General features: G+C 71.0%; 43 protein-coding genes. 8 read left to right on the top strand and 35 right to left on the bottom strand.

Annotated features, from left to right (window positions below; all coding sequences use genetic code 11):
- Nucleotides 1–33 precede the first annotated feature (33 nt).
- From MZC64_RS30350 to MZC64_RS30520, 34 genes are all read right to left on the bottom strand, one after another.
- Nucleotides 34–834, bottom strand: coding sequence for a hypothetical protein (locus tag MZC64_RS30350; protein ID WP_247762717.1), 801 nt, complete (start codon nucleotides 832–834; stop codon nucleotides 34–36).
- Nucleotides 835–868: 34 nt separating this feature from the next.
- Nucleotides 869–1735: a hypothetical protein gene (locus MZC64_RS30355; RefSeq protein WP_247762719.1), complete on the bottom strand. Its 867-nt coding sequence runs from the start codon at nucleotides 1733–1735 to the stop codon at nucleotides 869–871.
- Nucleotides 1720–2055, bottom strand: coding sequence for a DUF6221 family protein (locus MZC64_RS30360; protein ID WP_247762720.1), 336 nt, complete (start codon nucleotides 2053–2055; stop codon nucleotides 1720–1722). The genes MZC64_RS30355 and MZC64_RS30360 overlap by 16 nt, the downstream gene beginning before the upstream one ends.
- Entirely contained in the window at nucleotides 2046–2297 is a 252-nt protein-coding gene (locus MZC64_RS30365; protein ID WP_247762721.1) for a hypothetical protein, read from the bottom strand. Before MZC64_RS30365 ends, MZC64_RS30360 begins: the two co-directional genes overlap by 10 nt.
- Nucleotides 2297–3151, bottom strand: a complete 855-nt coding sequence (locus MZC64_RS30370; RefSeq protein WP_247762722.1) for a hypothetical protein — start codon at nucleotides 3149–3151, stop codon at nucleotides 2297–2299. The genes MZC64_RS30365 and MZC64_RS30370 overlap by 1 nt, the downstream gene beginning before the upstream one ends.
- Nucleotides 3148–4017: a DUF2637 domain-containing protein gene (locus MZC64_RS48155; RefSeq protein WP_282106096.1), complete on the bottom strand. Its 870-nt coding sequence runs from the start codon at nucleotides 4015–4017 to the stop codon at nucleotides 3148–3150. Before MZC64_RS48155 ends, MZC64_RS30370 begins: the two co-directional genes overlap by 4 nt.
- Complete coding sequence (locus tag MZC64_RS30385) at nucleotides 4014–4280, bottom strand: hypothetical protein (RefSeq protein WP_247762723.1); 267 nt, start codon at nucleotides 4278–4280, stop codon at nucleotides 4014–4016. The genes MZC64_RS48155 and MZC64_RS30385 overlap by 4 nt, the downstream gene beginning before the upstream one ends.
- Nucleotides 4280–5197: a hypothetical protein gene (locus MZC64_RS30390; protein WP_247762725.1), complete on the bottom strand. Its 918-nt coding sequence runs from the start codon at nucleotides 5195–5197 to the stop codon at nucleotides 4280–4282. Before MZC64_RS30390 ends, MZC64_RS30385 begins: the two co-directional genes overlap by 1 nt.
- A gap of 121 nt (nucleotides 5198–5318) precedes the next feature.
- The gene (locus MZC64_RS30395) at nucleotides 5319–5519 is read right to left on the bottom strand and encodes a hypothetical protein (RefSeq protein ID WP_247762727.1); all 201 of its coding nucleotides are present in this window, start codon (nucleotides 5517–5519) and stop codon (nucleotides 5319–5321) included.
- The gene (locus tag MZC64_RS30400; RefSeq protein ID WP_247762728.1) at nucleotides 5506–5910 is read right to left on the bottom strand and encodes a hypothetical protein; all 405 of its coding nucleotides are present in this window, start codon (nucleotides 5908–5910) and stop codon (nucleotides 5506–5508) included. Before MZC64_RS30400 ends, MZC64_RS30395 begins: the two co-directional genes overlap by 14 nt.
- Nucleotides 5891–6358, bottom strand: coding sequence for a hypothetical protein (locus MZC64_RS30405; protein ID WP_247762730.1), 468 nt, complete (start codon nucleotides 6356–6358; stop codon nucleotides 5891–5893). Before MZC64_RS30405 ends, MZC64_RS30400 begins: the two co-directional genes overlap by 20 nt.
- Nucleotides 6355–6744, bottom strand: a complete 390-nt coding sequence (locus tag MZC64_RS30410; protein WP_247762732.1) for a hypothetical protein — start codon at nucleotides 6742–6744, stop codon at nucleotides 6355–6357. The genes MZC64_RS30405 and MZC64_RS30410 overlap by 4 nt, the downstream gene beginning before the upstream one ends.
- Nucleotides 6737–7258 carry a hypothetical protein gene (locus MZC64_RS30415; RefSeq protein ID WP_247762734.1) on the bottom strand — a complete coding sequence of 174 codons (522 nt, stop codon included), beginning with the start codon at nucleotides 7256–7258 and terminating at the stop codon, nucleotides 6737–6739. Before MZC64_RS30415 ends, MZC64_RS30410 begins: the two co-directional genes overlap by 8 nt.
- Nucleotides 7245–7721, bottom strand: coding sequence for a hypothetical protein (locus MZC64_RS30420; RefSeq protein WP_247762736.1), 477 nt, complete (start codon nucleotides 7719–7721; stop codon nucleotides 7245–7247). Before MZC64_RS30420 ends, MZC64_RS30415 begins: the two co-directional genes overlap by 14 nt.
- A complete protein-coding gene (locus MZC64_RS30425) occupies nucleotides 7714–8124 on the bottom strand; it encodes a hypothetical protein (protein WP_247762738.1) in 411 nt (136 codons plus the stop codon). The genes MZC64_RS30420 and MZC64_RS30425 overlap by 8 nt, the downstream gene beginning before the upstream one ends.
- Nucleotides 8117–8446, bottom strand: a complete 330-nt coding sequence (locus MZC64_RS30430; protein WP_247762742.1) for a hypothetical protein — start codon at nucleotides 8444–8446, stop codon at nucleotides 8117–8119. Before MZC64_RS30430 ends, MZC64_RS30425 begins: the two co-directional genes overlap by 8 nt.
- Nucleotides 8443–8709, bottom strand: coding sequence for a hypothetical protein (locus MZC64_RS30435; protein ID WP_247762744.1), 267 nt, complete (start codon nucleotides 8707–8709; stop codon nucleotides 8443–8445). The genes MZC64_RS30430 and MZC64_RS30435 overlap by 4 nt, the downstream gene beginning before the upstream one ends.
- On the bottom strand, nucleotides 8706–8990 hold the full coding sequence (locus MZC64_RS30440; protein WP_247762746.1) for a hypothetical protein: 285 nt from the start codon (nucleotides 8988–8990) through the stop codon (nucleotides 8706–8708). The genes MZC64_RS30435 and MZC64_RS30440 overlap by 4 nt, the downstream gene beginning before the upstream one ends.
- Nucleotides 8987–9451: a hypothetical protein gene (locus tag MZC64_RS30445; RefSeq protein WP_247762747.1), complete on the bottom strand. Its 465-nt coding sequence runs from the start codon at nucleotides 9449–9451 to the stop codon at nucleotides 8987–8989. The genes MZC64_RS30440 and MZC64_RS30445 overlap by 4 nt, the downstream gene beginning before the upstream one ends.
- The gene (locus MZC64_RS30450; protein WP_247762749.1) at nucleotides 9448–10476 is read right to left on the bottom strand and encodes a hypothetical protein; all 1029 of its coding nucleotides are present in this window, start codon (nucleotides 10474–10476) and stop codon (nucleotides 9448–9450) included. The genes MZC64_RS30445 and MZC64_RS30450 overlap by 4 nt, the downstream gene beginning before the upstream one ends.
- Nucleotides 10473–10781 (bottom strand): hypothetical protein, encoded by a 309-nt coding sequence (locus MZC64_RS30455; protein WP_247762751.1) that lies wholly within the window; start codon nucleotides 10779–10781, stop codon nucleotides 10473–10475. The genes MZC64_RS30450 and MZC64_RS30455 overlap by 4 nt, the downstream gene beginning before the upstream one ends.
- Entirely contained in the window at nucleotides 10778–11191 is a 414-nt protein-coding gene (locus MZC64_RS30460; RefSeq protein WP_247762753.1) for a helix-turn-helix transcriptional regulator, read from the bottom strand. The genes MZC64_RS30455 and MZC64_RS30460 overlap by 4 nt, the downstream gene beginning before the upstream one ends.
- Entirely contained in the window at nucleotides 11188–11622 is a 435-nt protein-coding gene (locus MZC64_RS30465) for a response regulator transcription factor (RefSeq protein ID WP_247762755.1), read from the bottom strand. The genes MZC64_RS30460 and MZC64_RS30465 overlap by 4 nt, the downstream gene beginning before the upstream one ends.
- The gene (locus tag MZC64_RS30470; RefSeq protein WP_247762757.1) at nucleotides 11619–12056 is read right to left on the bottom strand and encodes a hypothetical protein; all 438 of its coding nucleotides are present in this window, start codon (nucleotides 12054–12056) and stop codon (nucleotides 11619–11621) included. The genes MZC64_RS30465 and MZC64_RS30470 overlap by 4 nt, the downstream gene beginning before the upstream one ends.
- Entirely contained in the window at nucleotides 12053–12565 is a 513-nt protein-coding gene (locus MZC64_RS30475) for a hypothetical protein (protein WP_247762759.1), read from the bottom strand. Before MZC64_RS30475 ends, MZC64_RS30470 begins: the two co-directional genes overlap by 4 nt.
- Before the next feature lie 29 nt (nucleotides 12566–12594).
- Nucleotides 12595–12747 (bottom strand): hypothetical protein, encoded by a 153-nt coding sequence (locus MZC64_RS30480; RefSeq protein ID WP_247762761.1) that lies wholly within the window; start codon nucleotides 12745–12747, stop codon nucleotides 12595–12597.
- Nucleotides 12744–13235: a hypothetical protein gene (locus tag MZC64_RS30485; RefSeq protein WP_247762768.1), complete on the bottom strand. Its 492-nt coding sequence runs from the start codon at nucleotides 13233–13235 to the stop codon at nucleotides 12744–12746. Before MZC64_RS30485 ends, MZC64_RS30480 begins: the two co-directional genes overlap by 4 nt.
- Nucleotides 13235–13558 (bottom strand): hypothetical protein, encoded by a 324-nt coding sequence (locus MZC64_RS30490; protein WP_247762771.1) that lies wholly within the window; start codon nucleotides 13556–13558, stop codon nucleotides 13235–13237. Before MZC64_RS30490 ends, MZC64_RS30485 begins: the two co-directional genes overlap by 1 nt.
- Nucleotides 13558–14112 carry a hypothetical protein gene (locus tag MZC64_RS30495; RefSeq protein ID WP_247762772.1) on the bottom strand — a complete coding sequence of 185 codons (555 nt, stop codon included), beginning with the start codon at nucleotides 14110–14112 and terminating at the stop codon, nucleotides 13558–13560. Before MZC64_RS30495 ends, MZC64_RS30490 begins: the two co-directional genes overlap by 1 nt.
- Nucleotides 14112–14534 (bottom strand): hypothetical protein, encoded by a 423-nt coding sequence (locus MZC64_RS30500; RefSeq protein ID WP_247762774.1) that lies wholly within the window; start codon nucleotides 14532–14534, stop codon nucleotides 14112–14114. The genes MZC64_RS30495 and MZC64_RS30500 overlap by 1 nt, the downstream gene beginning before the upstream one ends.
- The gene (locus tag MZC64_RS30505; RefSeq protein ID WP_247762776.1) at nucleotides 14534–14704 is read right to left on the bottom strand and encodes a hypothetical protein; all 171 of its coding nucleotides are present in this window, start codon (nucleotides 14702–14704) and stop codon (nucleotides 14534–14536) included. The genes MZC64_RS30500 and MZC64_RS30505 overlap by 1 nt, the downstream gene beginning before the upstream one ends.
- Nucleotides 14705–14706: 2 nt before the next feature.
- Nucleotides 14707–14886, bottom strand: a complete 180-nt coding sequence (locus MZC64_RS30510; RefSeq protein WP_247762778.1) for a hypothetical protein — start codon at nucleotides 14884–14886, stop codon at nucleotides 14707–14709.
- A 142-nt stretch (nucleotides 14887–15028) separates the two neighbouring features.
- Entirely contained in the window at nucleotides 15029–15241 is a 213-nt protein-coding gene (locus tag MZC64_RS30515) for a helix-turn-helix domain-containing protein (protein WP_247762780.1), read from the bottom strand.
- On the bottom strand, nucleotides 15231–15512 hold the full coding sequence (locus MZC64_RS30520; RefSeq protein ID WP_247762782.1) for a hypothetical protein: 282 nt from the start codon (nucleotides 15510–15512) through the stop codon (nucleotides 15231–15233). The genes MZC64_RS30515 and MZC64_RS30520 overlap by 11 nt, the downstream gene beginning before the upstream one ends.
- Before the next feature lie 169 nt (nucleotides 15513–15681).
- Between MZC64_RS30520 and MZC64_RS30525 the strand changes: the two genes are divergently transcribed.
- Both MZC64_RS30525 and MZC64_RS30530 read left to right on the top strand, forming a co-directional pair.
- Nucleotides 15682–16083 carry a hypothetical protein gene (locus MZC64_RS30525; protein WP_247762783.1) on the top strand — a complete coding sequence of 134 codons (402 nt, stop codon included), beginning with the start codon at nucleotides 15682–15684 and terminating at the stop codon, nucleotides 16081–16083.
- Between the two features lie 410 nt (nucleotides 16084–16493).
- The gene (locus tag MZC64_RS30530; protein ID WP_247762785.1) at nucleotides 16494–17774 is read left to right on the top strand and encodes a tyrosine-type recombinase/integrase; all 1281 of its coding nucleotides are present in this window, start codon (nucleotides 16494–16496) and stop codon (nucleotides 17772–17774) included.
- Nucleotides 17775–17838: 64 nt separating this feature from the next.
- On the opposite strand, the gene MZC64_RS30535 is transcribed toward MZC64_RS30530, so the two are convergent.
- On the bottom strand, nucleotides 17839–17976 hold the full coding sequence (locus MZC64_RS30535; protein ID WP_247762787.1) for a hypothetical protein: 138 nt from the start codon (nucleotides 17974–17976) through the stop codon (nucleotides 17839–17841).
- Nucleotides 17977–18141: 165 nt separating this feature from the next.
- Between MZC64_RS30535 and asnB the strand changes: the two genes are divergently transcribed.
- The 6 genes from asnB to MZC64_RS30565 all read left to right on the top strand — a co-directional run bounded on the left by asnB (nucleotide 18142) and on the right by MZC64_RS30565 (nucleotide 24365).
- Entirely contained in the window at nucleotides 18142–20076 is a 1935-nt protein-coding gene (gene asnB, locus MZC64_RS30540; protein WP_247762850.1) for an asparagine synthase (glutamine-hydrolyzing), read from the top strand.
- Between the two features lie 2 nt (nucleotides 20077–20078).
- On the top strand, nucleotides 20079–20594 hold the full coding sequence (locus MZC64_RS30545) for a GNAT family N-acetyltransferase (protein WP_247762789.1): 516 nt from the start codon (nucleotides 20079–20081) through the stop codon (nucleotides 20592–20594).
- A gap of 190 nt (nucleotides 20595–20784) precedes the next feature.
- Complete coding sequence (locus MZC64_RS30550; protein ID WP_247762791.1) at nucleotides 20785–21489, top strand: chitinase; 705 nt, start codon at nucleotides 20785–20787, stop codon at nucleotides 21487–21489.
- Nucleotides 21490–21708: 219 nt separating this feature from the next.
- Nucleotides 21709–22410, top strand: a complete 702-nt coding sequence (gene fabG / locus MZC64_RS30555) for a 3-oxoacyl-ACP reductase FabG (protein ID WP_185003583.1) — start codon at nucleotides 21709–21711, stop codon at nucleotides 22408–22410.
- 68 nt (nucleotides 22411–22478) lie between these two features.
- Nucleotides 22479–23246, top strand: a complete 768-nt coding sequence (gene fabI, locus MZC64_RS30560; protein WP_247762793.1) for an enoyl-ACP reductase FabI — start codon at nucleotides 22479–22481, stop codon at nucleotides 23244–23246.
- 66 nt (nucleotides 23247–23312) lie between these two features.
- The gene (locus tag MZC64_RS30565; protein WP_247762794.1) at nucleotides 23313–24365 is read left to right on the top strand and encodes a ferrochelatase; all 1053 of its coding nucleotides are present in this window, start codon (nucleotides 23313–23315) and stop codon (nucleotides 24363–24365) included.
- Nucleotides 24366–24671 lie beyond the last annotated feature (306 nt).

Below are 24671 nucleotides of genomic sequence, written 5' to 3' on the forward strand. Positions count from 1 at the left end.
TCGCCGCAGGTCAGCGGCAAGTACCTAGAGAGTTCATGGCGTGTCGCAGGCCGCGGGCACGGGCGGGGTCAGCCTGCCGCGCAGGGTGGTGGCCAGGGTCCAGGACACCGCAGTGGCCCAGTCGGCCAGCGCCTCGGGCAGGCGCTCGGCTTCCTCAAGGAGGGCGTCGTACTCCTCGATCATGTGCTCGGCGGGGCTGGTGTCGATGATCTCGCCGGTGTCTGGGTCCTCCCACTCGCACAGCTCCCGGGCGCCGCGCGCGGCCTCCTCGACCTCCTCCAGACCTCGCTCCGCGGTGCCCAGCAGTGAGTAGCCCTTCTCCCAGCGCGGGATACCAGCGGGCAAGATCGGAAGCTGGTCGAGGTGGTACGGGCTGAGCCCAGGCTCGCCGGGCAGCCGGTCCCAGGCGTTGGCTGGCCCGCGCCCGGCAGCTACGGCGGTGATCGCCGCCTGCGCGCAGGCGGTGTAGGCGTGCACAGCCAGCTCCCATTCCTGCACCGCGGTCGTGGAGGAGCGCATGTACGCTGCCGCGCGAGCGGTCAGCAGCATCAACCGCCGGTCCTCGTCGTCAGGGCCGGGCAGGTCCGCGCTGATCGCGTCCATCGCCTGGCGGCGCACGGAGTAGGAGTCGCCTTCTCGGGCCTGTTCCAGGATGCGGGTTACCTGCGTGAGGGTCTCGACGAAAACGGAGTGGGCGAGCAGCCGGTCCAGGACTCCATGCCAGGGGTTGCCGCAGTCACGTTCCTCTGTTCGCGCGGTGCTGAGTGCGGCCCAGAGCTCGGCCCGTGTGGGCCAGGCCCGCTCGGATGAGGTGGCCGCGGAGGAGTCGGTCATGGGGGTGAGTGCCCTTTCTTGGCGCGGGTGGCGTTCAGGTGACGGCGGAATCAGGCGGCTCGCCGGGGTCGGTGCCGTGGCGGCGGGTCCAGGAGGCCAGGGCTTCCGCGCGCAGCCAGGTCTCGCGGCCTCGGCCGCGTGCTGGGTCTGGGGTCCAGCGGTCTTGGGCGCGCCAGCGGCGCAGGGTCCCGGTTGGGATGTTGAGCCAGGTGGCCAGCTGGGCGTAGTCAGAGCGCGGGTCGCCGAGGGCCTGGCCGAGTTCACCCCACCGGTGGCGCGGCCACACCGTGTCGCAGGCCGAACAGCGGATCCGGCTGGCGGCGGGGCGCACGTGCAGAGTCCGGCCGCAGGGCCGGATCCTGCCTGCGGCGAGCACCTTGGTGGGGCATGGGCCGATGGGCACCGGCCGGTGCTCCAGGCGCAGCGCCGCGATCACGGCCTGGGTCAGCTCGCGGATCTCGGTGGCGAACTCATCGACCCACGGTTGCCGGGCGATCCAGCCCCATTGCCCGGCCAGGTAGTTCACGTCGGCGGCGACGGTGGCAGGGCCGGGGGGCAGGGCGCCGGTCTCCTCGGCGACCTGTCGCACCCACTGGGAGAGCACCGCGGGCACAGAGCGGGCGCGCAGGGACTCATCGAGGGTGGTGCGAGGGTCGGTGAGGATGATGACGTCGTCGTTGGCCGGGGACCGCGAGCCGTATCCGGGGGTGGCTCGGCCGGTGCCGCTGCTGGTGCCGGGCAGGCGGAGGCTGGTGCTGGTGGCCACGATCGCGTAGGTCTCGGTGAGTCGGCGCAGGGCCAGCCACAGTTCGTTGGAGCATCGCGGGCACAGCATGGAGCCCAGGTCTGTGGTTCGCGGGCACAGCAGGCACAGGCCGCCGGTGATCACTGTGGCCGCCATTCGGCGAGGTAGTCCGGGTGGTCGGCCCAGCGGGTGACCAGCAGCCGGACCGCGATGTCCAGCCCGGTGCGGAGACCCCAGGCAACATAGTCATTGCCGCCCGGGGTGACCGCGTAGGAGACCTCGATGTAGAGGTCGAGCAGCTCGCGGGCGGCAGCCACATCGCGGAGCACGCGGGCCGGGCTGATGTAGAGGGTCACGTACTCGGGTGAGACCTCCAGGTTGTCGACCTCGTACCGGTCTGGTCGCACGCCATCGAACTGGCGGGCTTCCGCCTCGTCCTCAGTGAGCCGGGCGCGGATGAAGTCGATCAAGTCCATGTCGCTCCCTGGTCAGCGCTGGGGGTTTCGTTGCCGCGTGCCTGGTGTTTGCGGCGTCGGGGTTGGCGGGCGAACGCGGTCAGGCCGAGGTGGTGCAGCAGGTCCGCGCACACCTGGACCGCCTGGTCCCCGGTGGCCCCGGTCCCCAGGACCCAGCAGGCCGCGGCGAGTCCGGCGCGGCGTTCGTCTGCGGTGGCCACCGGCCGGCCGGTGGCCATGCGGCCGGGGTCCAGCTCGGCCATCAGGACCGCCGCCGGGCGAGGGCGTGGACCGCGCGGACCACCAGCCGCAGGCTGCGGACCTCGTCGGCCAGCTGTCCCACGATGGCCGCGACGATCCGGCCCGCGTGGTGCAGCAGCTGCCCGGCCGTGGGGGCGAGCTCGGACCAGGCCCGGACCAGAGCGGACCGGGGCGGTGGTGGCGGTGGCGGCGGGGCCAGGTCCGCTATGGCCCGCGCGACGGTCGCGGACAGCCGGACCGGTGCCGCGGACATCATCGCGGCGAGGTTGCGCTGAAGGTTCCTGGTGGCCGCCGCGGCGGCCACGCCGTCCATGCCGAGGGCCACGGCCGACCGCGCCCGGTCCGCGGTCACCTCGCGCAGGCCGGTCACCGGGTCAGGCTGACGGTTCCGGACACGGGCGGTCCGGACCGGCTGACCCGCTCCCTGACCGCGGTCCGGGCCGGGGTGGAGCTCGGCGGCCATCCGGTCCAGGAGCTCCTGGACCTGGCGGTGTTCCCGGGCCCAGTCGGTCCGGGCCGGGGCCAGGCCGATCCGGCCTCCGGCCAGAGCCGCCAGCATGTGGTCCGCGGTCACGACCGTGCCCGGCACCCACAGCGGGGAGAACCGTCGCTGCCTGCTGGCCCCGCCGGAGCGGACCGGGCGCCCGGAGGTCTGCGCCCGGTCCTCAGGGCCGGCCAGCTCGTCGGCCTCGACCAGCGGGTCGGTCTGGTGCTCCAGGAACAGCTGCTGGCAGGTCTCCTCGCAGAAGTCCGGCGACGGCGCGGCCGGGTCCAGCCGGGCCTGGCGCCAGCCACACACCGGGGCCAGCGCGTCGTCGATGGCGGCCAGGACCGCGGTCAGGTCGGTCTCGGTCACTGTGGTCCTCCCGAGTGGCGGGCGCGGGCCTGGCGGAGTAGGTCCCCGGCGGTGGTGGTGCCGACCTGGTGCCCGGCGTCGCGGATGGCCTCGACGAGCTGGCGGCGGGTCGGCGGGCGGTCCGGACCCGCCTTGAGGACCAGGCGCTCGGCGATGGCCAGGCGCGGGTCTCGGTCCAGGACCGCGCGGACCTCGGTTCGCGGGACCGCGGCGGCGTAGGCCGGGGCCGGGGTCCGGACCGGCGGTCCGGGGACCAGGTCCGTGGTCCGCGCGGTCCGCGGTCCGCGGCCCTGGTCCGGGCGGCCCTGGTCCGGGTCCGGTCCGCGGTCCGGACCGGCGGGCGCGGCGGCGCGGACCGGCGGTCCGGGGCGCGGGGGCTGGACCGGCGGGGCGGTCCGGTCCGGGCTCGGGTCGTGGTCCGCGGTCCGGACGGTGACCGGCTCCGCGGGTGCCGGGTCCGGGGTGGGGGTGGTGGTCCGGCCGAGGACCAGCTTGACCACCGCGAGCAGGCCGAGGGCGGGGACCGCGGACAGGGTCCAGCCCCACGGCGAGGGGTGGGCCTCGGCGACCTGGCAGGCCAGGGAGACCAGGACGGCCACGGCGAGGACTCCGGCGGCGAAGGCGGGGGTCTTGCCCTCGCGCCGACGCCGCCGCAGCTCCAGCCCGGCGGTCACGGCGAGCAGCTCGATGACGACGGCGTTGCTCCAGCCCTGCCAGTCGGGCAGGCCGTAGCTGACGGACAGGTCGTGCACGTGGGTGAAGGCGCTGGCTCCGGCGGCCACGGCGATCAGGCACATGATCGCGTTCTGCACGGCCTGCTCGACGCGGGCCGCGGCGTCGTGGGCGGTGTCGGCGTTGGCGGTCATCGGGTCGGGTCCTGTCGGGGGTCGGTGGTACTGGGGGCGGGCGGCGGTGCGGGGTCGGGGAGGTCGCCGGCCAGCAGGGCACGGGTGGCGATGGCCAGGCGCCGGGGGTGGTCCATGTGCTCCATCGGCACGCCGTCACGGCGCAGGCACGGCGCGCCGGGGGCGGCTTCGCAGCCGGGGTCCGGGCACGGCACGCGCTGGGCGAGGTCGCGGTGACCGCAGCGGCCGGGGAAGGCGAGGGCGATCGGGTCGCGGGGGTCCATCAGCCACCACCGGCGACGGCGCTGAGGTGACGCGGCACCTCCGGGACGAACTCGCCTTGCGGGTTGCAGTCCGGGCAGCGCACGGGCAGGCCCTCGGCGTTGATGCGGTGACGGCCCTCGTGGTCGGAGCAGGGCGGGGGCAGCGAGGCGCGCAGGGCGGCCTTGGCGCAGGCGAGGCAGTTTCGGCGCGGCCGCCCGTGGCGTTGGCAACTGGGCGGTGGTGGGCGTTCTGCCTGCTGGCGGGGGGAGGGGGGGTCTTGTGGTGCAGGTGCACCAGCACCTGCACCTACACCAGGCCCCTCGCGAGGGGTTGCGACAGGGGTTGGGGCAGGGGCTAGGGGAGGGGTTGGGCTATCCCCTGCCGAGGGGTTGGCGGAGGGGTTCGCGAGGGGTTGGGGCAGGGGTTCCCCGGGGGGCGGTCCGGGAGGTGAGAATGGTGGGGCGGCGCCGGCGAGTTCGTAGGCCGCGGCCCGGTTGGCCGGGCTGAACTTGCGGGCGACCTCCTCGGCCAGGGCCGGGTCCTCGATGATGCGGACGAGGTCGGCGCCGTAGGCCTGGCGCAGCTTCGGGGAGTGGATGAGGCGGGCCTCGCGGATGGAGCAGGTCAGCATGTGGGGCATGCGCCAGAGCCGGTCGGAGCGCACGAAGTCCCTGAGCAACACTTCCTCGGTGTCCTCGTCGATGAGGACGAAGCCGGTGCTGGCGAGTTCGGCCAGGGCCGTGCGGAGGCGCTCGGCGCCCAGGGAGCGGAGTGTGCGGGCCCAGCGGCCCAGGGTCAGCGGCAGCACCCCGGAGTAGGCCAGGTTGGGCTGCTCAACCAGGAAGTGCCGGACGAGCTGGCTGGGGCCGGACAGGCTGCAGAAGGCTTCGTCGTCCCAGATGTCGAAGTACACCGCGGCGTGTGTGCGAGCGGACATGTGGGCACCCCTCTCGTGGTCAGCGCGGCCGGGGCCGCGACGGCGGTGGTGGCTGCGGCCGCCTGATCGAGAGGGATGTGAGGAGGTCGGCCAGGCGGCCGCGTATGGAGTTGTGGCTGAGTCAGCCCCGGTCCGGGATCTGGCCGGGAATGGCATCAGGCGGGCAGAGCGGCAGACCTCGGGCGGTGTGGCCGATCACGCTGTAGGAGCCGCTGACGATCATGAGCAGGGCGGGGCGGTGACACCAGGAGCACGGCATGCCGTCCAGCGGGATCTCCGTCCACCGGCCGGACGGGGAGGCGGGCGGGTCAGGGCGGGCCATCGACCACCTCCCGTTCGGCGCGGGCGCGCTCGACCCAGCGCTGATGGCCGGCGAGGGCGGCGTCCTCGGTGGCGTACCGCTCGATCTGATCGGGCAGGGCGGGGTTGTCGGACTGCACGAGCGTCTCGAAGATCAGCGGCGGATGGTTGCCACCGAAGTCCCGCTGGGTGCAGGAGGTCACCACCGTGGTGCCGTCGAGGACCGTCCGGGCCACGGACACATCGGCCGGGGTGCTCAGCAGATGCTGGGTGTAGGTGATCTGCTCGCCGCGGCGGTTGTAGTACCGCGGTCCCCCAAGCTGGGCCACCATCTCGTCGAGCTGGGCGCACAGCTCGGCGAAGCGGGTGCGGGCGTGCTGGTCGCGATCGTGGTCACCGGCTATCGGACTCACCGCCTCCGGCGCGGCCGCGTGCCCCGCGCACCATCTGCCCACACATGTTGATCACCGCGAGGACGTTGTCCGACCACTGCTTGTCGTTGTCGGAGGGGACTGAGTTGATCAGCGCCTCGGCCTGGTCGCGGTCGTTGGCGGCGCGGGCGACCATCAGGCGCCCAGCCCAGCGCACCGCGGGGTTCACCTGGTCGGCGGTCTGGAGCTGGCCGGTGTCGGCACACAGGTACATCAGCTGGCGCGGGTGCTGGCCAGCCCGGTGGCCCGCGCTGGTGTTTGCGGCGTCGATCATCGCGAACAGGGCGGGCAGCCCGGCGGCGGAGCCGTACCGGTTGAGGAGTTCCTGCATGAGCCGGGAGGCCTCGGCGTGCCGGTTGTCCGCGGAGGCCGCCAGGATCCGGCGAGCTAGGGGGACCCAGGCCGGTGGGGCCTTCGGTGTTGCGTTCATCCACCACCTCCTGTGCCGGAGACGCCGAACCCGCCGCGGGTGACCGTGCCCCCGGCGGCAGGGACTCCGCCGCGCTGCACCCTGGAGGTCTGCGGCGGCCGGGTGTAGCTGCCGTGGGCGAGGTTGACGCGCTGGCCGACCCCGGGCGCGGCGTGGCTGCTGGTGGTGGAGATCCAGAACCAGGCCATCCCGCCAGACCCGCCGTCGCCATCCCCGCACCGGGTGTCTTCGACGCGGTCGCCGGTGCGCGGGTCCACACAGACCGCGACGTGGTCGTATTCATCGGCCGGGGTCTCGGCGGTGCAGCCGGTGAGCACCGCGCCGAGCACGGCGACCAGGCCGGAGCCGACGGCGAGCGAGCGCATTCGGCGGTGGGTCTCAGCCACGGTCCACCTCCTGCAGGGCGGCGAGGCCAGCACTGGCCTTGCGCCGGTCGATGGCCTCGATCCAGGCCACGGCCACCGCAGCCACCTGCACCAGCTCGGCGCGCAGCTTCGCCGGGTCGCGCTCGGCGCACGCTTCGGTGACTTCCTCGGCCAGGACGTCAGCCCACGTGCCGTATCCAGATCCGAAGCTGTCCTCGCACCACTTCTTCGCGATCCTGGCCAGGTCGACCTGGTCCAGGCTGCCGGTGCCGTCACGGTGGTTCTGCTCGCCGAACCGCTTGTCCTGGCGGCCGCGTTCGGCGGCGATCTCGGCGAGGGTGTCGCGGTCCACAGTGGCCGGAGCAGGCAGCCTCTGGTCCAGAGTGATCTGAACCTCGGTCCACACCTGACCCACCAAGGCGTTCACCTGGTTGTGGTCGCAGTACGGGAAGTGCCGGTGCACCAGACGGCACACCCGGCCAGCGAGATCCGCGCGCTTGTCCGGTGGGGCCGGGGTCTGGTCAGAAGTCGCCACTGTCGTCCTCCCTGCACTCCGGGCACCGGGTGTTGCCGGTGCAGTTCGTGCAGGTGCAGTTCTCCGGGTCGTTCTCGCCGTGGCAGTTCCAGTTGCCGGGGCAGATTTCGCAGTCAGCCACGTGTGGTTCCTGGTGGCGGCGGAGGGCGTCGGTGACGGTGCGGCCGTTGACGCGGAGTTGCGGCGCGGCCCAGCGGGCGATGCGCAGTGCGGTGTCCAGGTCGAAGCGGTGCCGGGCCAGCCAGTCCTCGGTGCGCGCGGAGGGGATTGGCTCGTGGGAGCGGGTGCCGTCGGCGGCGTAGCAGGTGCTGAGGTAGCGCACGGCCCACCGGTCGTGGCCGGCGTAGGCCACGGTCACCGCGAAGGTATGGCCGTCCACTGTGGACAGTGACTCGTAGGGCAGGCACGACACGACGTACTCGGTGACCCAGGATGTTGCCTCTGCTGGGGGCAGGTCAGCCATGGGGAGCCTCCTTGTGGGTTCCGCTCGGGCAGGTGCACCCCTGCACCGGGTCCCACGAGAAGCACACGTCGGCGTAGCCCTCGGTGTGGCCACACGGCAGCGACCGGGCAGGGCTAGTGCCGAAGTCCACGTTCGTGACCTGCCGCTGACACCGCGGGCACAGCAGGTACGGGTTGGCGAAGGAGTCAGGCAACGGAGGAATGACGTCCGGTTCGTCCTCTCCCGGGAACCAGTCCGGGCAGGAGAAGTAGGTCAAGTGGCCGCACATGCACTGCTCCGGCAGGCCACCGGTCGACGGCTCCCCGTGCTGGCCGTCATATGGCTGGCCCTCATATTCCCCGACGGGCTGAACATGGTCGGCGCCGTCGCAGGACAGTCGGTGTTCGGCGGACAGGTCAGCCACGGTCGGCCTCCGTGATCTCGGCGATGCAGGCCGGGCACAGCAAGGTGCCGTCGACGTCGAACCCGGCGGTGGGGCGGGTGCAGCCCTCGCACGGCACGTGGTCCGCGGTCGGCATCACCGGCCCGGTGGTGCAGCTGGTGCAGGTAGGCCAGTCGCAGGCCTCCGGGGTGGGGCTCGGGCACGGGGCCAGCCGGGCGGTCGGGCGGGCTGGCCGGGGGGTGGGTGTGCGCCAGCGCAGGACCAGGCTGGTGAGGTTGGCCAGTCCGGCCCAGGCCAGCAGGATGAGGCGGTCCCGCCACGGCAGGCGGTCGCGGCCGTTCATCGCGCACCGCCGGCGGTGTCGTCCTGGGTGAAGTCCGGGCCGCCGTGCGCGGCCAGCAACTCCAGCGCGGCCTTGCCGCCGTTGTGGCGGCGCACCTGGGCGCGGATCGTCTCGCCGACCTGCATCTGCTCGATGAGCACCGGGCCACCGGCGAACAGCCCGACCAGGCGGGACACGTCGTGGGTGCCGGTGACGACGAGCACGACCACCGGTTCCGGGCCGAACGGGGACGGCGTGTCGTAGGCGCGGGTCTCGTAGCTCACCAGGCACCTCCGGCGGTGTCCTCGCGCTCGGCGGCGCGGACTGCGGCCGCCTCGTCCAGGTCACACCCCAGGTGCCCGCAGTGCGCCAGGACCAGGTCGATCACGTCGTACAGGCCCATCGGCGACGGTGAGCCCGCGGTGGTGCAGCGGGCGCACACGGTCTGGCAGTACACGCCCAGCTGGGTGTCGTAGGTGTTGAGGTGGAGGTTCTCGGGGGTCCCGCAGCCCGCGCATGCCTCGGCGCCGGGGCAGTGGGTGGTGTCGTCGAGGTCGAGGGTCACGGGGTCACCCGCTTCGGGGCCTGCTCGCGCAGCCACTTCGCCACCGCGCACGCCTGGGCGGAGGTCAACCCGGCGGTGTCGGGGCCACCAAACTGCAAGTCCAGCGCCGCCCGTTCCAGAGCGTGCTGGGCGGCCGCGGCGGATGTGTCCCCGCCGAGGGGGTAGAGCGCCCGGCCCGCGCGGTGGAAGCGGCCCTGGTCGGTGAGCAGTGCGCGCAGGCGCACCGGGTCGAACGTCGCGGTCTCGTGGAACTCGCGGGCCTCGGTGGGGTTGTCCGGGCGGTCGCCGGTGGAGAGCCGGTCATAGACCCGGCGGGCGGCCAGCAGCAACGCGCGTGCCTTGTCGTGCAGGTAGTGCCCGTTGCCCTCGTCGGCGGCGTTGAACACCCGCGAGGTGTAGTCGAGCAGGCCGAGGAGGTCTTCGGCGAGCAGGTCGGTGATGTCCTGGCGGGTGCGGTTCATCGCTGGATCTCCACGGTGAAGAGCGGGCAGGCCGGGTCGAACTCGCCGAGGTCGAACCCGGTCGGCGGGTCGTTGAGGAAGAGCCGGACGGGGGCCTTGGACAGCGGGCAGTCCGCCGAGGTCCAGTAGGGCCGGGTGACCGCGCCGTGGTGCTGGTGCACCGCGACCCGCCCGCCGGTGATCTCGACGGTCTGGCGGCAGGCCAGGCAGGTCCACGTCCACGTGGTCTGCGGGTCAGATTCGGCCGGGGTGGCGTGCAGGCGGGCCAGCTCGGCGCGGGCCTGGTCCCGCTCGCCCATGGTCTGGGCCAGCGCGGTGGCGCACTGCCGGTACCGCGCGCCCCAGTTCACCGCGGCGGTGAAGTACTCCGCGGCCGCCTGCTGGCGCTCGGTGTACTTCTTGGTGACCACGTCGATGCGCGTGGTGGCCTCGGCCAGGCGGGCTGCCAGCTTGGCGGTCTCCTCGGTGGCGTTGCGCTGGCGGTGCAGCAGCCGGTGGAGTTGCGCGGCCAGGCGGGCGTGCTCCGGTCGGATCACGTCGCGGATTCGGCGGAGGCGTTCGGCGTTGGCATCCCAGTCCGGTCCGCGGCGGCGGGCTTCGGTGTCGGCGGTGAGGTCGACGGCGGCCAGGGCGTCCTCGACCGTCTCCCACATCACGGCCTCCGAGGTGGCCGCCGTGGGCAGGGGGTGGTCGAGAACGGCGGCGACCTCGTGGGAGGGCTGCACCGGCCAGCCCGCCATCTCGAGGTCGTCGCCGACAAGTTCGCGCAGGTTGCCGCCGGTGAGGTCCCGCCAGTAGTAGCCGGGCCATGCGCCGACGGGGAGTTTGATGCGGCGGTGCGCGGTCGGGGACAGCCGGTCGGTGTCGGGGGCCAGGCGCACGGTGCCGATCGGGTCGGCGGCCGGCGAACCGTGGGCGGCGGGGTGGTCGCTGGGGCGGTGGACCGCGGCGAGCAGCAGGGCCAGGGCGGCGGTCGGCATGATCCGGCCTGTGCCCAGGTGCGGCGGCGGGGTTGGGGTGGTCACGGCTGTGCCCCTTCGTCGGTGGTGGTGGCGAGTTCGGAGACGTGGATCAGCAAGGCCGGGCCGGTCCGGGTGGCGGCGTGGACGTAGAGCACGTCGTCGTCGACGGGCAGCCGGGCCCACGCGGCGCGCAACGAGTAGTTCAGGGCGGGCGGGTTACCGGCGGCCGCCATCCATGAGCGGCCCAGGACGCGGTCGGCCCAGTCCTCGACGTGGACGGTGAGCCGGTGGGGGTCGGTGCCCACCACCGCGCGCACCACGGCCTGGGCGGTGGTGGCGGCCAGGGGGTGGGGGTCGGGGTGGATCACAGTCGCCCTCCCTGGGCGTAGTGAACGGCCGAGAACAGCGCGGCCGCACGGGTGAGTGCCTCGACGGTGGAGATCCATTCCCCGGTGGCGGCGCGGATGGGGCGAGGGGCGCGGGCGGGATCACAGACGATGTTGTGGAAGTAGGCCTGGCCCTGCTGGTCGATGACCCCTGGGCCGTCGAGGCGGACGGTGGCCACGCCCAGCAGGCCGAGGTGGAGTGCGTGCAGGACCGCGGCCGCCCGGGTCCGGACGCCGAGACGTTTCATGATCGTGAACAGGCGTGATTTCACGGTGTCGAGGGCGATGTGGAGCCGGGCGGCGATCTCGGCGTTGGTCAGGCCCTCGGCGACCAGGCGGAGCACGGCGATCTGGGGTTCGGTAAGGCCGCGGCCGCGGTGGGGGGTGCTCATCGGCGTGCCTGCCTGGCGTGCTGGGCGGCGGCCAGGAGCTGACCGGCCAGGGTGGTGGCGTGCTCGGCCGTCATCGATCCGTAGCGGGCCAGCCACACCGGTTCTCCGTCGGAGAGGGGGAAGGGGTGGTAGTTGACGGCACTCCACCTGCGCTCTCCGGTGTCCCGGACCTGACTGGGTGTGGGCAGCGGTACCAGTGCGAAGTCGAGCAGCCCTTGATGGGCGGCGATCATCACCGCGACCGTGCGGGTGTTCGCGCCGAGCCGGTCCATGCACTCGGTGATCCGGGTTTTCACCGTGGAGGGCGAGAGGACCAGGCGGGCGGCGATCTCGTTGGTGGTCAGGCCCTGGGCGACCAGGTTGAGCGCGGTGCGCTGGGCGGGGGTGAGCCACGTGGCCCCGCGGGCGCGGCGGGCGCTGCGGTCGGTCATGCAGCCAGCTCGAGCTTGACCAGCAGCGCTGACCACTCCGCCGTGCTCAGCTCGCGGGGCGCGTCGGCCGGGTACATCGGCTCGTCCAGGTCCAGCGGGAGGATGTCCCACAGGGTGACCATCGGCGAGGGCACTCGACCCAGACGGCCGATGATCTTGACGGCGTACAGGCGGCCGAGCACGTGGGTGCGGTCGGAGGTGGTCGGCGGGTGCAGCTCGATCTTGTCGATCGTGGCCAGCGAGGAGGCCCACTCGGCCAGCGGCCGGTGCGCGCGGGGCTCGGCCACGAAGTGGTTCAGCGTGAGCCTGGCGCCCTTCCACGAGTCGAACTCGATCCGCGTGGGGAAGTACAGCCTGCTGTGGCGGGCGAGGTGGCGTTCGATGCGGCGCAGCGTGTCGCGGCCACCGAACCGCGGTGTGGATGTCTCGCTCATCCGGTCACCGCCGCGGCGTCGGCGTCGGTGGGCAGGCCCTCGGCGACGGAGTAGTCGACCAGGGCGCGCAGGAATTCCGGCTCGATCTGTCCGGTGCAGGCCGAGCCCAGCCCGGCGACCAGCAGGTCACGGTCCTGCCCGATCAGGGTGATCAACACCGTTACGGGGATGTCGGGCAGCTCGTCGGGGACCAGGCCGTGCACGCGGATGTAGGCGATGCCCGCGTCTTTGCGGTCCTCCACCGTGATCACCTGGCAGGTGATCACGTCGTGCCAGGCCAGCAGCGCGGGCAGCAGCACCTTCGCCCGGGGGGCCAGGCCGAGCACGCTGTCCAGGGACTCCGCGTCGGGGTCGCCGAGTTGGAGCTGGATGTCGAGCAGGTCCGCGGCCAGGGACAGGCGGGTGATCGGCGGCAGGTCGCGGTGGATACCCAGCCAGCGCAGCAGACGGCCGGTGGGGGGTACGACGGGGTGGACGGGGTGGACGGGGTGGGTGGGCAGTTTGCCCATGACGGCAGCTCCGTTCTGTGGCTGGGGCATCAGGTGCCCCAGCCGGTCATGAGGGCAAGCACGGGAACACCGGCCAGGACCAGGCCGAGGGCGAACCCGAACAGGACGGGGAAGAACAACGCGCGCAGGACCGCGCCCGCATACGCCAGGCGCCCGCGGCCGCGGGCGCGGTCCCGCCTCACCGGGGGCTCCGGCGGCGCAGCATCCGGCACACCGCGGCGGTGGCGGTGGCCAGCACCAGGCCGCCGAGGAGGGCTTCGGCGGGGCCGATGCCGTGCGGGGCCAGGGTTTGCCAGGCGATGACGACCAGCACCAGCAGCAGCCCGGTCACCGTGGCCACAGCGGCGGCGAACTCCCGGTGGGGCCGGGTGGATTCCCAGGTGCGGCAGACGGCCGTCCAGGTGCGGCGGGCGGTCATCCACCGTGCCCGGTCGAGCTGGGCAGCCAGCGCCTCGCGGTCGGCGGCCATCAGCATCCACTCGGGCAGGGCCGGGATCTCCGGGCAGGTCAGCACCACCAGCGGCGCCAGCCCGCAGGTCGGCATCGGCGGGCCGATCCGGGTGACCTGCGCGGTGCAGCCGTCCATCCGGCGGCCACCGGGCAACCCGAACGCCCACATGGTGTGCGGGGGCAGCGGGATGCGGTCGCCGATGTGCAGCGGGGTGGTCATCACGCCACCCCCACGCCGAGCTGACGGGCCAGGGCGCGGGCGTGACCGACCGCGGAGACCAGGGTGTAGGAGAGGAGACGGCCGCCGATCATGCGGGTGTCGCGCTCGAACAGGCGCGCGGTCGTGCCCTGGCTGGTGCGGTGCAGGGCGACGGCGGGCACCGCGGTGTCGGGGTCGAGCAGTACCGAGGCCCGCAGGTCCCCGGCGTGCAGGGTCGCGATCACCGCGGCCGAGGCGGCCAGGGTGCGCACGGTGTAGCCCGCCGCGCGCAGCTCGGCGGAGGCCTCGGCCAGGGTCATGGTGTCGAGCACGGTCCTGGGCATCACGCACCGTCCCGCAGCAGCTCGAAGTACCAGGCGTGCTGCATGGACGTCACCAGCATGTCCGTCTGCCCGGCCGTGCGGACCTCGTCGTGACGGTGCTCGAAGCACCTCGGGCGGTCCTCGATGTCGAGCTGTACGCCCTCGCCGGTGCAGTCCGGACGGGCGCACATGGCGCAGTCCCGGCACAGACGGGTGCTCCGGTCCAGGCGCACCGTGCCGTTGCTGGTGCAGGTGGCCAGTGCGGCCACGGCCGGTCGCGGGGGCTGGTGGGCCACCGTGCAGAACGCCTCGGGGAAGTGGGTCAGCTCGGTGAACCACGCCCCGGACTCGGGGTCGTGGTGGGCACGGCAGAGCACGCGGCCGCTGGTGTCGAGAATGGCGCCGAGCTGCCCGCAGTGCACGCAGCTCGCGCAGATCCCGCAGTAGGCCTGCACCCTGCTGGTCTTCGTGCGTGGGGACCTGGTCGTCGTCGTGGCCACGACCGGGAACCGGTGGTGGGCCAGGAGGGCACAGCGCAGGCCGCGCCCGTTGTCGGTGGTGGCGGGGGCGGTCATCACGCCACCACCGCCGGAAGACCCTCGGCGGCCCACGTCCGCAGCACGGCCACATCCACCGGCTGGTTCTCCAGCCAGCCGTGCTCATCGCGGGCGTCCAGCTCGAAGCGCGCGGTCGCGACCGTCGCGGCCGCACCATCCAGGTTCAGCACCATCCAGGTGTCCCAGCCCTCCAGCAGGGTGCGCAGGTGCAGGCAGGTGTGGCCGACGGTCCGGCTCTGGCCGAAGATCATTGCCCCGGTGAAGGACTCGTACCAGGCGGCCGCCATCCGCAGCCTGTCGTCGCCGTGGTGCGTGCCGATGACGATGTCGTCGTTGTCGGGGTGGATGGTGATGCTGACCGAGCCCGCCTGGTGGAGTTCGTGGCGGTCGATGTGCGCGGTGATCGCCCGCAGCCGGGGCAGCATGGTCGCGGTGGTCATCACGCCACCGCCGCAACCGGCGCGGTCAGCGCCAGCTCGCCGTGGTGGAAGGTGGCCGGGGCCAGGATCTCGCCGCGGCGGATGTGTACGGAGGCGTGCTCGCCGCAGTGGGTGCAGTTGTCGGCCTGGTCCAGGTGGACGGCGGGGATGGTGGTGGTGGTGGTCTGCATGGTCAGACCCCCGCCCGGGTGGTCGTGGCCGCGGCGAACCACGGCGAGACGGCAGCGGCCGGGGCCGTGAGCTGGTCCCTGGTGCTGGCCTGGTGGAGCGCACCGGACTCGTGCAGGCGCCGGATCTGCCGGGCCAGCGTGGCGAGCCCTCCGGGCCGCTCGGTAACCTTCGGGTTGTCCATCGGGAGGTACCTCTCCTGGTGGGGCGGGCCGCTCGTCCGCGCTGGTGACGCAGCGCGCGGGCGGCTCGCGTATGAACGGGGAACTGGTCGAGTGGGGCCGGTCCGGCTGGCGTCTCGGGGTGATCGCCAGCCGGACCGGGGATCAGGCGGCGCGACGGCGGCGCGAACGGGCCAAGCTCGGGTCAACCCACTGGTCAACGGCGGAGAGCAGGGCACGCCAGATGCCGCCTTCGACCCGCTGCACTCCCTTGAGTTCGCCGCTCCGCAGGGCGGCTCGGATGGTCTGCGGGTGGCGGCCGGTGTGCTTGGCGATTTGGGGGACGGTGAGCCACGAGTCGTCTTCCCTAGCTGGCACGGCGCACCTCCGCACGGGGGAGGTAGTCACGAATCGCCTCGTAGTCCTCGGGGGCCAGTACGAAGAGGTCACCGGGCGTGGCACCCAGTTCCATCTCGATCAGGCGGGCTACCGGCACCCTCAGCCGCAGGCGTTCGCCGCTGAGGAGTGTCGTGATCCGTGTCGCCGAAACGCCGGCAGCGTTGGCAAGTGCCTGCTGGGCGCCCCGAGTGGCCGGGACCGATCTGCGCAGCGTGTTGAGGTCGCGGACCGTGACGCTGATAAAACTCACGGTGTGCCTCCACGGCAGGTTGATGTCCTTAGGTCATCAACACACTGTTGATGACACCAGGACGTTAACCCGCGTGGCGGCTGGCGTCAACAGGGTGTTGATGACACGATTCGGTCACGACGTAAACTCGGAGTTGATGATCCGAGGGCAGACGGGGGTACACAGGGCCGTGAACCTGAGCGACCTGATCAACACCCGCAAGGGCGAACTCGGACTCAGCTACGAGAAGCTTGCTGGTCGCGCTCGCGTGGCCGGTCATGAGCTGACCGGCAATGCCTTGTTCAACCTGACTCGGCGCGAGATTCAGCAGTACCCGGCTCCCAACACCATCCGCGCCGTGGCCGCGGCGTTGGGCGTCGAAGTCCGCGCGGTCCTGGATGCCGTGGACGAGTCGCTTGGCTTCGAGCGAGTGCCGGTGGACTCGGGGGCGTCGGACGTGCAGGCGTGGATCACGCTGACCGGCGACCGCACGCCGGCGGAGCGCCAGGCGCTGCTGGACTTCGTGCGCGCGAAGATCCAGGAACTCGACGACGGGGGCGAGGCTGATCGTCCCGGTGACTCTGGACGTTAGCTGCGTGCTGAAATAGTTATCTAGGCCTATCGCATTGTTGCAGGTCAGCAATGCTTTGTGCGCCTTCTGGGTGGTTTAGGCAACCGTTTGCCGCGTTTTCCTTTTGCTGGGCGTACCGTCCGCCCTCGCCATGAGGCGAGAGAGGCGGAGGAGACGTGCAGCTGCTCGAACTCCACATAACCGATCTGCCAACTCCTGACTTCTGGTCGGTGCGGAACGGTGACCGAGTCACCATCTGGGTGGACCGCAGGGTGCCCGAGGAGGTGGTCCTCCGATTGATCGCCCGGGAGTTGGCGGCTAGTTAGGGAAGCCTCTGCTTGGTGGGAGCAGAGGCTCCGCTATTCTCCCGGCTTGCCCGGGGTCGGGTTGCCGGCCCTGCGTCACATGATTCGCTCGAACAAGGGAGCATCATGGCAAGTGCGGAACAATTGCCAGGCAAGACAAAGCGTTATCGGGGTGTTTACCGGGATGCCAACGGGAAGAAGTGCCATACCAAAGCGCCCTATTTCAAGACCAAGCGGGAAGCTAAGGCGGCAGCTCAAGAGTTGGAGGTCAAGGCGCGGCGGGTTGCGACCAACCGTGATCGCAGGGTGCCGCCGACAACCCTGTATCGCGTCTGGCTGCTGGACATCTGGTGGGGCGACCGCACCATCGAAGAGTCAACCAACCAGCGCGAGATGGACATAGCTCTGCGCTGGCTGGTGCCGCGATGGGGCGAAGTTCCGCTCAACCGGATCCGGCGAACCGACGTGCAGAAGTGGGTTGACGGCCTCAACATTGGAAGGCCCGGAATGGCCCCCAAGACGGGCCACCGTATCTACTCGCTGCTGAGGACATCGCTAATCGCTGCCGTCGAGGAGGGTGCGCTAGACGCAAGTCCGTGTATCAAAATTAAACTCCCCAGTCCCAAGCAGACTGTGCTGCCGAAGAACACTCTGGGCGAGGACTACATGGAGCGACTTATTCCTCACCTGCATCCGCACTATCAATTCGCGCTCGGGATGTCCAGGCAAATGGGCACGCGGCCCGGTGAGTTCGGGGGGCTGCATCGGAATCATTTGGACCTGGACAACGGGGCTGTCCTCATTCGGGATGTCCTGGTCTATCTTCCCGCGAAGAAGGGCATCCGTGACGAGCCATCCCGGTTTATCAAGCCGTACCCGAAGGACGGGGCGGAGCGATGGAGCGTGCTCAGCGGCCATGCCGTGGACGCCTGGCGCCTGTGGTTCGAGCTGCACCCACCCGCGCCCACGTGCGGTCTCGAACATCGTCCATACGGTGAGTGCCTCGCTGACCTGGCCTTCCGGACGCCGACTACGAAAGCTCCGCTGGTGAACCAGGTGTTCGCCAACGCTGTCGCCCAGGCGTGGCGGGCGGCCGGCCTGCCGCGGCTGTCGCCCTACTCCGCGCGGCGCGGGTTCTGGCAGCTCCTGACCGAGGCCAACGTGGACCCGTGGACGATCGCCTTGCTGTTCGGGCATGCATCGCTGGACCAGACCCAGGACTACGCCTCGCTCACCCCGGCCATGGCGGCACGTGCGCGAGCAGCGCTCAACGGTCCGACGCCTCCGACGCTCACCATCGTCCACAATGGACAGTCGTCTGGGACATCTGGGACAGATTCTGGGACGGAGGTCGACTCACCGACGCTCACCGAGACTCACATCCCGCCACTGGAATTCAGGGCCTGACCTGGGCGGTGTGTCACCGAGACTCACCGAGACTCACCGACGCTCACATGCGGAAACCCGCAGGTCAGAGCGTTGTGTGAACGTACCAGTCGTACCACTCCACCAGGTTGCCGATCGAGCCGCGCAGCACATTCGCCACGACCCGCCGTTCACCCTGTTTGCCCCCGCCGCTGGGGACGTCCGCGCTGACGCCTACCGACATGTGCCCTCCTTGAGACGCCTGTCACGGTGTGGGCAAACGCGCTGATCAGCAAGCGGCGGCGGGCAGAACTTACCTCCGCTTGAGGTAACCCGTCGGCGGGCGCCACCCGGTCGCCCGGGATACTGGAGTTTCCGGCCCGACGAGCAACCCGAGGTGAATCCCCACGTGTGCGGAGTGCTGGGACTGATCTGCGCCACCCCCGCCCAGGCGGCCAACGCCCGCGGCGCGGTCGGAGCGGCCATGCGCTGCCAGCGGCACCGTGGACCCGACGAGCACGACACCTGGGCCGACGCCGAGGTCGTCTACGGCTTCAACCGGCTCGGCTTCATCGACCTCGAACACTCGCACCAGCCCCTGGTGTGGGGCCCGCCCGAGGCGCCCAACCGGTACACGCTCAACTTCAACGGCGAGATCTACAACTACCGCGAGCTGCGCGCCGAGCTGACCGCCCGCTTCGGCGCCCGGTTCCGCACCCAGGGCGACGGCGAGTCCATCGTGGCCGCCTACCACTACCTCGGCCCTGCCGCTCTGCCCAAGCTGCGCGGCATGTTCGCCTTCATGATCTGGGACGCCCAGGAGCGGATCGTCTTCGGCGCGCGCGACCAGTTCGGCATCAAGCCGCTCTACTACTCCGCCGGTCCCGGCGGGATCGCCTTCTCCAGCGAGAAAAAGAGCCTCCTGGAACTCTCCGGGGTGCTCGGGGTGGCCGAGGAACTCGACCTCACCGCGTTGCAGCACTACCTGGTGCTCCAGTACGTGCCCGAGCCCGAATCGCTGCACACCGGCATCCGCCGGGTCGAGTCCGGCACCGCGTTCCGGCTGCGGCCCGGTGGGCAGCTGGAGTTCGCCCGCTACTTCAACCCCACCTTCACCGCGCGGCCGGTGAATGGGGAGGCCGAGGCGGACGCGCTGTACCAGCGGATCGCCGATGTCATGCGGGATTCGGTGGGCAAGCACATGATCTCCGACCCGGAGGTCACCGTCGGCGCGTTCCTCTCCGGCGGCATCGACTCCACCGCCACCGCCACCCTGGCCAAACAGTTCAACCCCAACCTGATCGCGTTCACCGCCGGGTTCGAGCGGGAGGGCTACTCCGAGGTCGACGTGGCCGCCGAGACCGCGGCCGCGATCGGCGTGCGGCACGTGGTCCGCACCGTCTCCGCGCAGGAGATGATGCAGGCGATGCCGCTGATCATCTGGTACCTGGACGATCCGGTGGCCGACCCGGCGCTGGTGCCGCTGTGGTTCATCGCCCGCGAGGCCCGCAAACACGTCAAGGCGGTGCTGTCGGGGGAGGGCGCGGACGAACTCTTCGGCGGCTACACCGTCTACGGCGAACCGCTGTCCCTGGCCCCGTTCGAGAAGATGCCCGGCAGCCTGCGCAAGGTGCTCGGCAAGGTCTCCACCAAGATCCCCGAGGGCGTGCGCGGCAAGGACCTGCTGCGCCGCGGCGCGCTCACCCTGGAGGAGCGCTACTACGGCAACGCGCGCAACTTCCGGGACGAGCAGCTGCGCGCCGTGCTGCGGCACTACGACGAACGCATTGGCTTCAAGGAGATCACCGAGCCCTGGTACCGGATCTCCAAGGACTGGGACCCGGTGGCCCGGATGCAGCACGTGGACCTGTTCACCTGGCTGCGCGGGGACATCCTGACCAAGGCCGACAAGGTCACCATGGCCAACTCCCTGGAACTGCGGGTGCCGTTCCTGGACATGGAGGTCTTCAAGGTCGCCTCCACCGTGCCCCTGGACCAGAAACTGGCCGGTGGCACCACCAAGTACGCGCTGCGCCAGGCCCTGGCCAAGATCATCCCGCCGCACGTGCTCAACCGGCGCAAACTCGGCTTCCCGGTGCCCATCCGGCACTGGCTGCGGGAGGAGATGCACGACTGGGCCTGGGGCATCATCGCCGACTCCAAGACCGACGAGATCCTGGACAAGAAGGCCGTTTTCGCCATGCTCGCCGAGCACAAGACCGGCGAGCGCGACCGCAGCCGCCAGCTCTGGGCGGTGCTCAGCTTCATGATCTGGCACGGCATCTTCATCGAACACCGGATCAAGGTCGACGTGCCCGAACCGGTCTACCCGGTCCGCCTCTGACCATGACCGCCGAGTTGCGCACCGGCCGGCTGGTCCTGAGCCGGCCGGTCGCGGGCGACGTCGACGCGATCCTGGCCATCCACGCCGACCCCCTGGCCTGCGCGCACAACCCCGGCGATGCCCTGAGTAGCCGCGCCGAGGCGGAGGAGCTGTTCGGGCGCTGGGACGAGCACTGGCGGCGGCACGGCTTCGGCTACTGGGTGCTGCGCCGCCCGGCAACGACTGACCCGATCGGGTTCTGCGGCCTCAAACGCATGGAACTACCCGGACGCCCGGTGCTGAACCTGCTCTACCGGCTCGCCCCGGCCGCCTGGGGCGCCGGACTCGGCGCCGAGGCGGCCTCGGCCGTGGTGACCTGGGCCCGGACCGAGCTGCCCGGCCAGCCGGTCATCGCCAGGGTGCGCCCGGACAACCACGCCTCACACCGGGTCGCACTGCGCGCCGGACTCGTCCGAGTACCCCATTTGGACGCCCCCGGATTCGATGGTCCAGACCAAATTTACGAACTCCCTACTTAAGTTACTTCCGCCCGCCGCGCACCTGTGGCGAAATGGGTCCCGCAGTTGTTCGGAACCTGTCGCCACCGCCGCCCGGAAGTGGTTGTGGGGCCACCCCTGCGCTTCGCACTTCCGTGGTGTCCGGTGCTGTCCTACTGCGAATTCGCGAGGTCCGCCTCGCGCATTTCCCCTGTGCAGCTAGGAGCGTGTTATGCGACGTCGTCTTCTCGGCTTGCTGGTCGCCGTGCTGTCCGCGGCCGGGTTCGTGGTCGCGGTCCCCGCCGCGGCCGCGCCCTCCGCCTTCATGATCAGTGAGGGCCAGTTCAACCAGATGTTCCCCAGCCGCAACGGTTTCTACACCTACGCCGGCCTGCGCAACGCCGCCCAAACGATTGGGGCCTTCGCCAACCAGGGCAGCGCCACCGTGCAGCGGCAGGAACTGGCCGCCTTCCTGGCCAACGTCAGCCACGAGACCGGCGGGCTGCGGCACGTGGTGGAACAGAACACCGCCAACTACCCGCACTACTGCGACCGCAGCAGGCCCTACGGCTGTCCGGCCGGGCAGGCCGCCTACTACGGGCGCGGGCCGATCCAGCTGAGCTGGAACTTCAACTACAAGGCCGCCGGTGACTACCTGGGGGTCAACCTGCTGGGCAACCCCTGGCTGGTGCAGAACGACGCCACCGTCTCCTGGCGCACCGCGATCTGGTACTGGATGACCCAGAACGGGCCGGGCACGATGACCCCGCACAACGCCATGGTGAACAGCCGCGGCTTCGGCCAGACCATTCGCAGCATCAATGGTTCACTGGAATGCGACGGCAAGAACCCCGGACAGGTGCAGAGCCGGGTCAGCAACTATCAGCGCTTCACCGGCATCATCGGTGTCGCGCCCGGCGGCAACCTGTACTGCTGAATTCCCCGGAATTGATCGGGGGCGTGACCCGGAATGGGTCGCGTCCCCTTTTCCGCATGCTCCATGGCCACCCGCGGCGACCGCGCCGGGGTGAGACCGCGCGCGGCCGCGCGGATGCGCTGGTTACGCATCTTCGATGCCTTTTCCTGCGGGTTCGAGGCGACCGACTAGCCTGACGCCGTCCGCAGCAGCAACCGCGCGAGTCATGGAGGACCCACGGTGTCTAGGTCGGTACTGGTCACTGGCGGCAACCGAGGCATCGGCCTGGCGATCGCCCGTGCCTTCGCCGAGCAGGGCGACAAGGTCGCCATCACCCACCGCGGCTCCGGCGCGCCCGAGGGCCTGTTCGGGGTGCAGTGCGACGTCACCGACGCCGCGCAGGTCGACCGCGCCTTCAGCGAGGTCGAGGCCCAGCACGGCCCGGTAGAGGTGCTGGTGTCCAACGCCGGGATCGTCGACGACGTGCTGCTGCTGCGCATGTCCGAGGAGTCCTTCACCAAGGTGGTGGACGCCAACCTCACCGGCGCCTACCGGGTCGCCAAGCGCGCGGCCTCCGGCATGCTGAAGAAGCGCTGGGGCCGCATGATCTTCATCTCCTCGGTGGTCGGCCTCTCCGGCCAGGCCGGTCAGGTCAACTACGCCGCGAGCAAGGCCGGCCTGGTCGGCGTCGCCCGCTCCATCGCCAGGGAACTCGGCTCGCGCAACATCACCGCGAACGTCATCTCGCCCGGCTTCATCGAGACCGACATGACCGCGCACCTGGCCGAAAGCCTCAAGGAGCAGCTGGTCACCGTCCCGGCCCGGCGCGCGGGCAAGACCGAGGAGGTCGCGGCCGCGGTCACCTGGCTCGCCTCCGACGGCGCCTCCTACGTCAACGGCGCGGTGCTGCCGGTCGACGGGGGCATGGGCATGGGTCACTGACCCGTTCTGCCAGGCTAAAGCCTTAGCAACCACCACTTCTTGACTAGGTCGACTCGGAGGAAGAGCACGTGACCGGACTGCTCGAAGGCAAGCGGGTGCTGATCACCGGAGTGATCACCGAGGCCTCCATCGCCTTCCACGCCGCAAGGATCGCCCAGGAGCAGGGGGCCGAGGTCGTGCTCACCGGCTTCGGGCGGCTGCGGCTGGTCGAGCGCATCGCGCAGCGCCTGCCCAAGCCCGCGCCGGTGATCGAACTCGACGTCACCAACCAGGAGCACCTGGACACCCTCGCCGGGAAGATCAGCGAGCACGTCCCGGCGCTGGACGGGGTGCTGCACTCCATCGGCTACGCCCCGCCGTCCTGCCTCGGCGAGAAGTACCTGGACGTGCCGTGGGAGGACGTCTCCGTCGCCGTGCACACCTCGGCGTTCTCGCTCAAGGCCCTGGCCAAGGCGGTGCTGCCGCTGATGGAGGGCGGCGGTTCGATCGTGGGCATGGACTTCGACGCCAGGGTCGCCTGGAGCAGCTACAACTGGATGGGCTTCGCCAAGGCCGCCCTGGAGAACTGCACCAAGTACCTGGCCCGCGAGCTGGGTCCGCAGGGCATCCGGGTCAACCTGGTCGCCGCGGGCCCCCTGGAGACCATGGCCGCCAAGTCCATCCCGGGCTTCAGCGACTTCAACGACCTGTGGTCCAAGCGCGCCCCGATGGGCTGGGACACCTCCGACCGCACCCCGGCCGCCAAGGCCATCTGCGCGCTGCTGTCCGACTGGTTCCCGGCCACCACCGGTTCCATGGTGATGGTCGACGGCGGCATGCACGCCGTCGGTGACTGACTGACAACTGGCTGACAACCCTGCCCCCGCCCGGTGCGAGATCCGGCGCGGGGGCAGGATTGTCCGGTGAGCTTCGACGCGTTGCTGTTCCTGTCCTTCGGCGGGCCGGAGGGGCCCGAGGACGTCCGGCCGTTCCTGGAGAACGTCACCAGGGGCCGAGGGGTCCCGCCGGAACGCCTGGACGAGGTCGCCCAGCACTACCTGCACTTCGGCGGCGTCTCGCCGATCAACCGGCTCAACCTGGCCATCATCGACGCGGTGCGCGCCGAACTGGCCAGGCAGGGCATGACGTTGCCGGTCTACTTCGGCAACCGCAACTGGCACCCCATGGTGGAGGACACCGCCGCCAAGATGGTCGCCGACGGCATCCGCACGGCGCTGGTGTTCCCGACCAGCGCCTACGGCGGCTACTCGGCCTGCCGCCAGTACGACGAGGACATCACCCGCGCCCGCACCGCCGTGGACGAGGCCCTCGACCTGGTCAAACTCCGCCAGTTCTTCGACCACCCACTCTTCGTCGACGCGGTAGCCGACGCAGTCCGCGCGGCCTACGCGGAGCTGCCCGCCGACCAGCGTGACCAGGCCCGCCTGGTCTTCACCGCCCACTCGGTGCCCACCTCCGCCGACGAGGCCGCGGGCCCGCCCGAAGAAGGCGGCCGGCGCTACTCCCGCCAGATCGCCGAAGCCGCCCGACTGGTCGCCGAGGCCGTCGGCGTGCCCGAGTACGACGTGGTCTGGCAATCCCGCTCCGGCCCACCCCACATCCCCTGGCTGGCCCCCGACATCGTCGACCACGTAGACACCCTGCACGCCCAGGGCGTCCAGGCCCTCGTCGTCAGCCCCATCGGCTTCGTCAGCGACCACCTGGAAGTCATCTGGGACCTCGACGCCGAAGCCAAGGACCGAGCCACCGAACACGGCATGTCCTTCACCCGAGCCGCCACCCCCGGCCCAGACCCCCGCTTCGCCCACCTCATCGTCGACCTGATCCGCGAACACACCCACAACACCACCCCCCGCAAACTCTCCCCCCTCCCCGCAGCAGGCTGCACCCGCAACGGCACCCCCTGCGCCCCCCGCTGCTGCGAACCCCCCACCCGCCCCCGCCCCACCCCCTGACCCCCGCCCCCACCCGCCAACCCAACGGCGAACACTCCGCCACGGCCACCGCCCCGCCGGAGTGTTCGCCGATACGGACGGTGAGTTGGCCGTTGTGGACGGTGAGTTGGCCGATCTGGACGGTGAGTTGGCTGATCTGGACGGTGTGTTGGCCGTTGTGGGACGCCGCCTTGGCCGCTGTCGTACGGCGTGTTTGCCGGAGTGGGCCGGTTTGGCCGCCCGTGCCAGTGCGGCCGCCGGTGCGTGTGCCGGAGCCGTCGGTGTGTTTGCCGGAACGGGACGCCACGTTCGCGGTCCGCTCGGCGG

The organism is Crossiella sp. S99.2 (genome assembly GCF_023094165.1).
GTDB lineage: Bacteria > Actinomycetota > Actinomycetes > Mycobacteriales > Pseudonocardiaceae > Crossiella.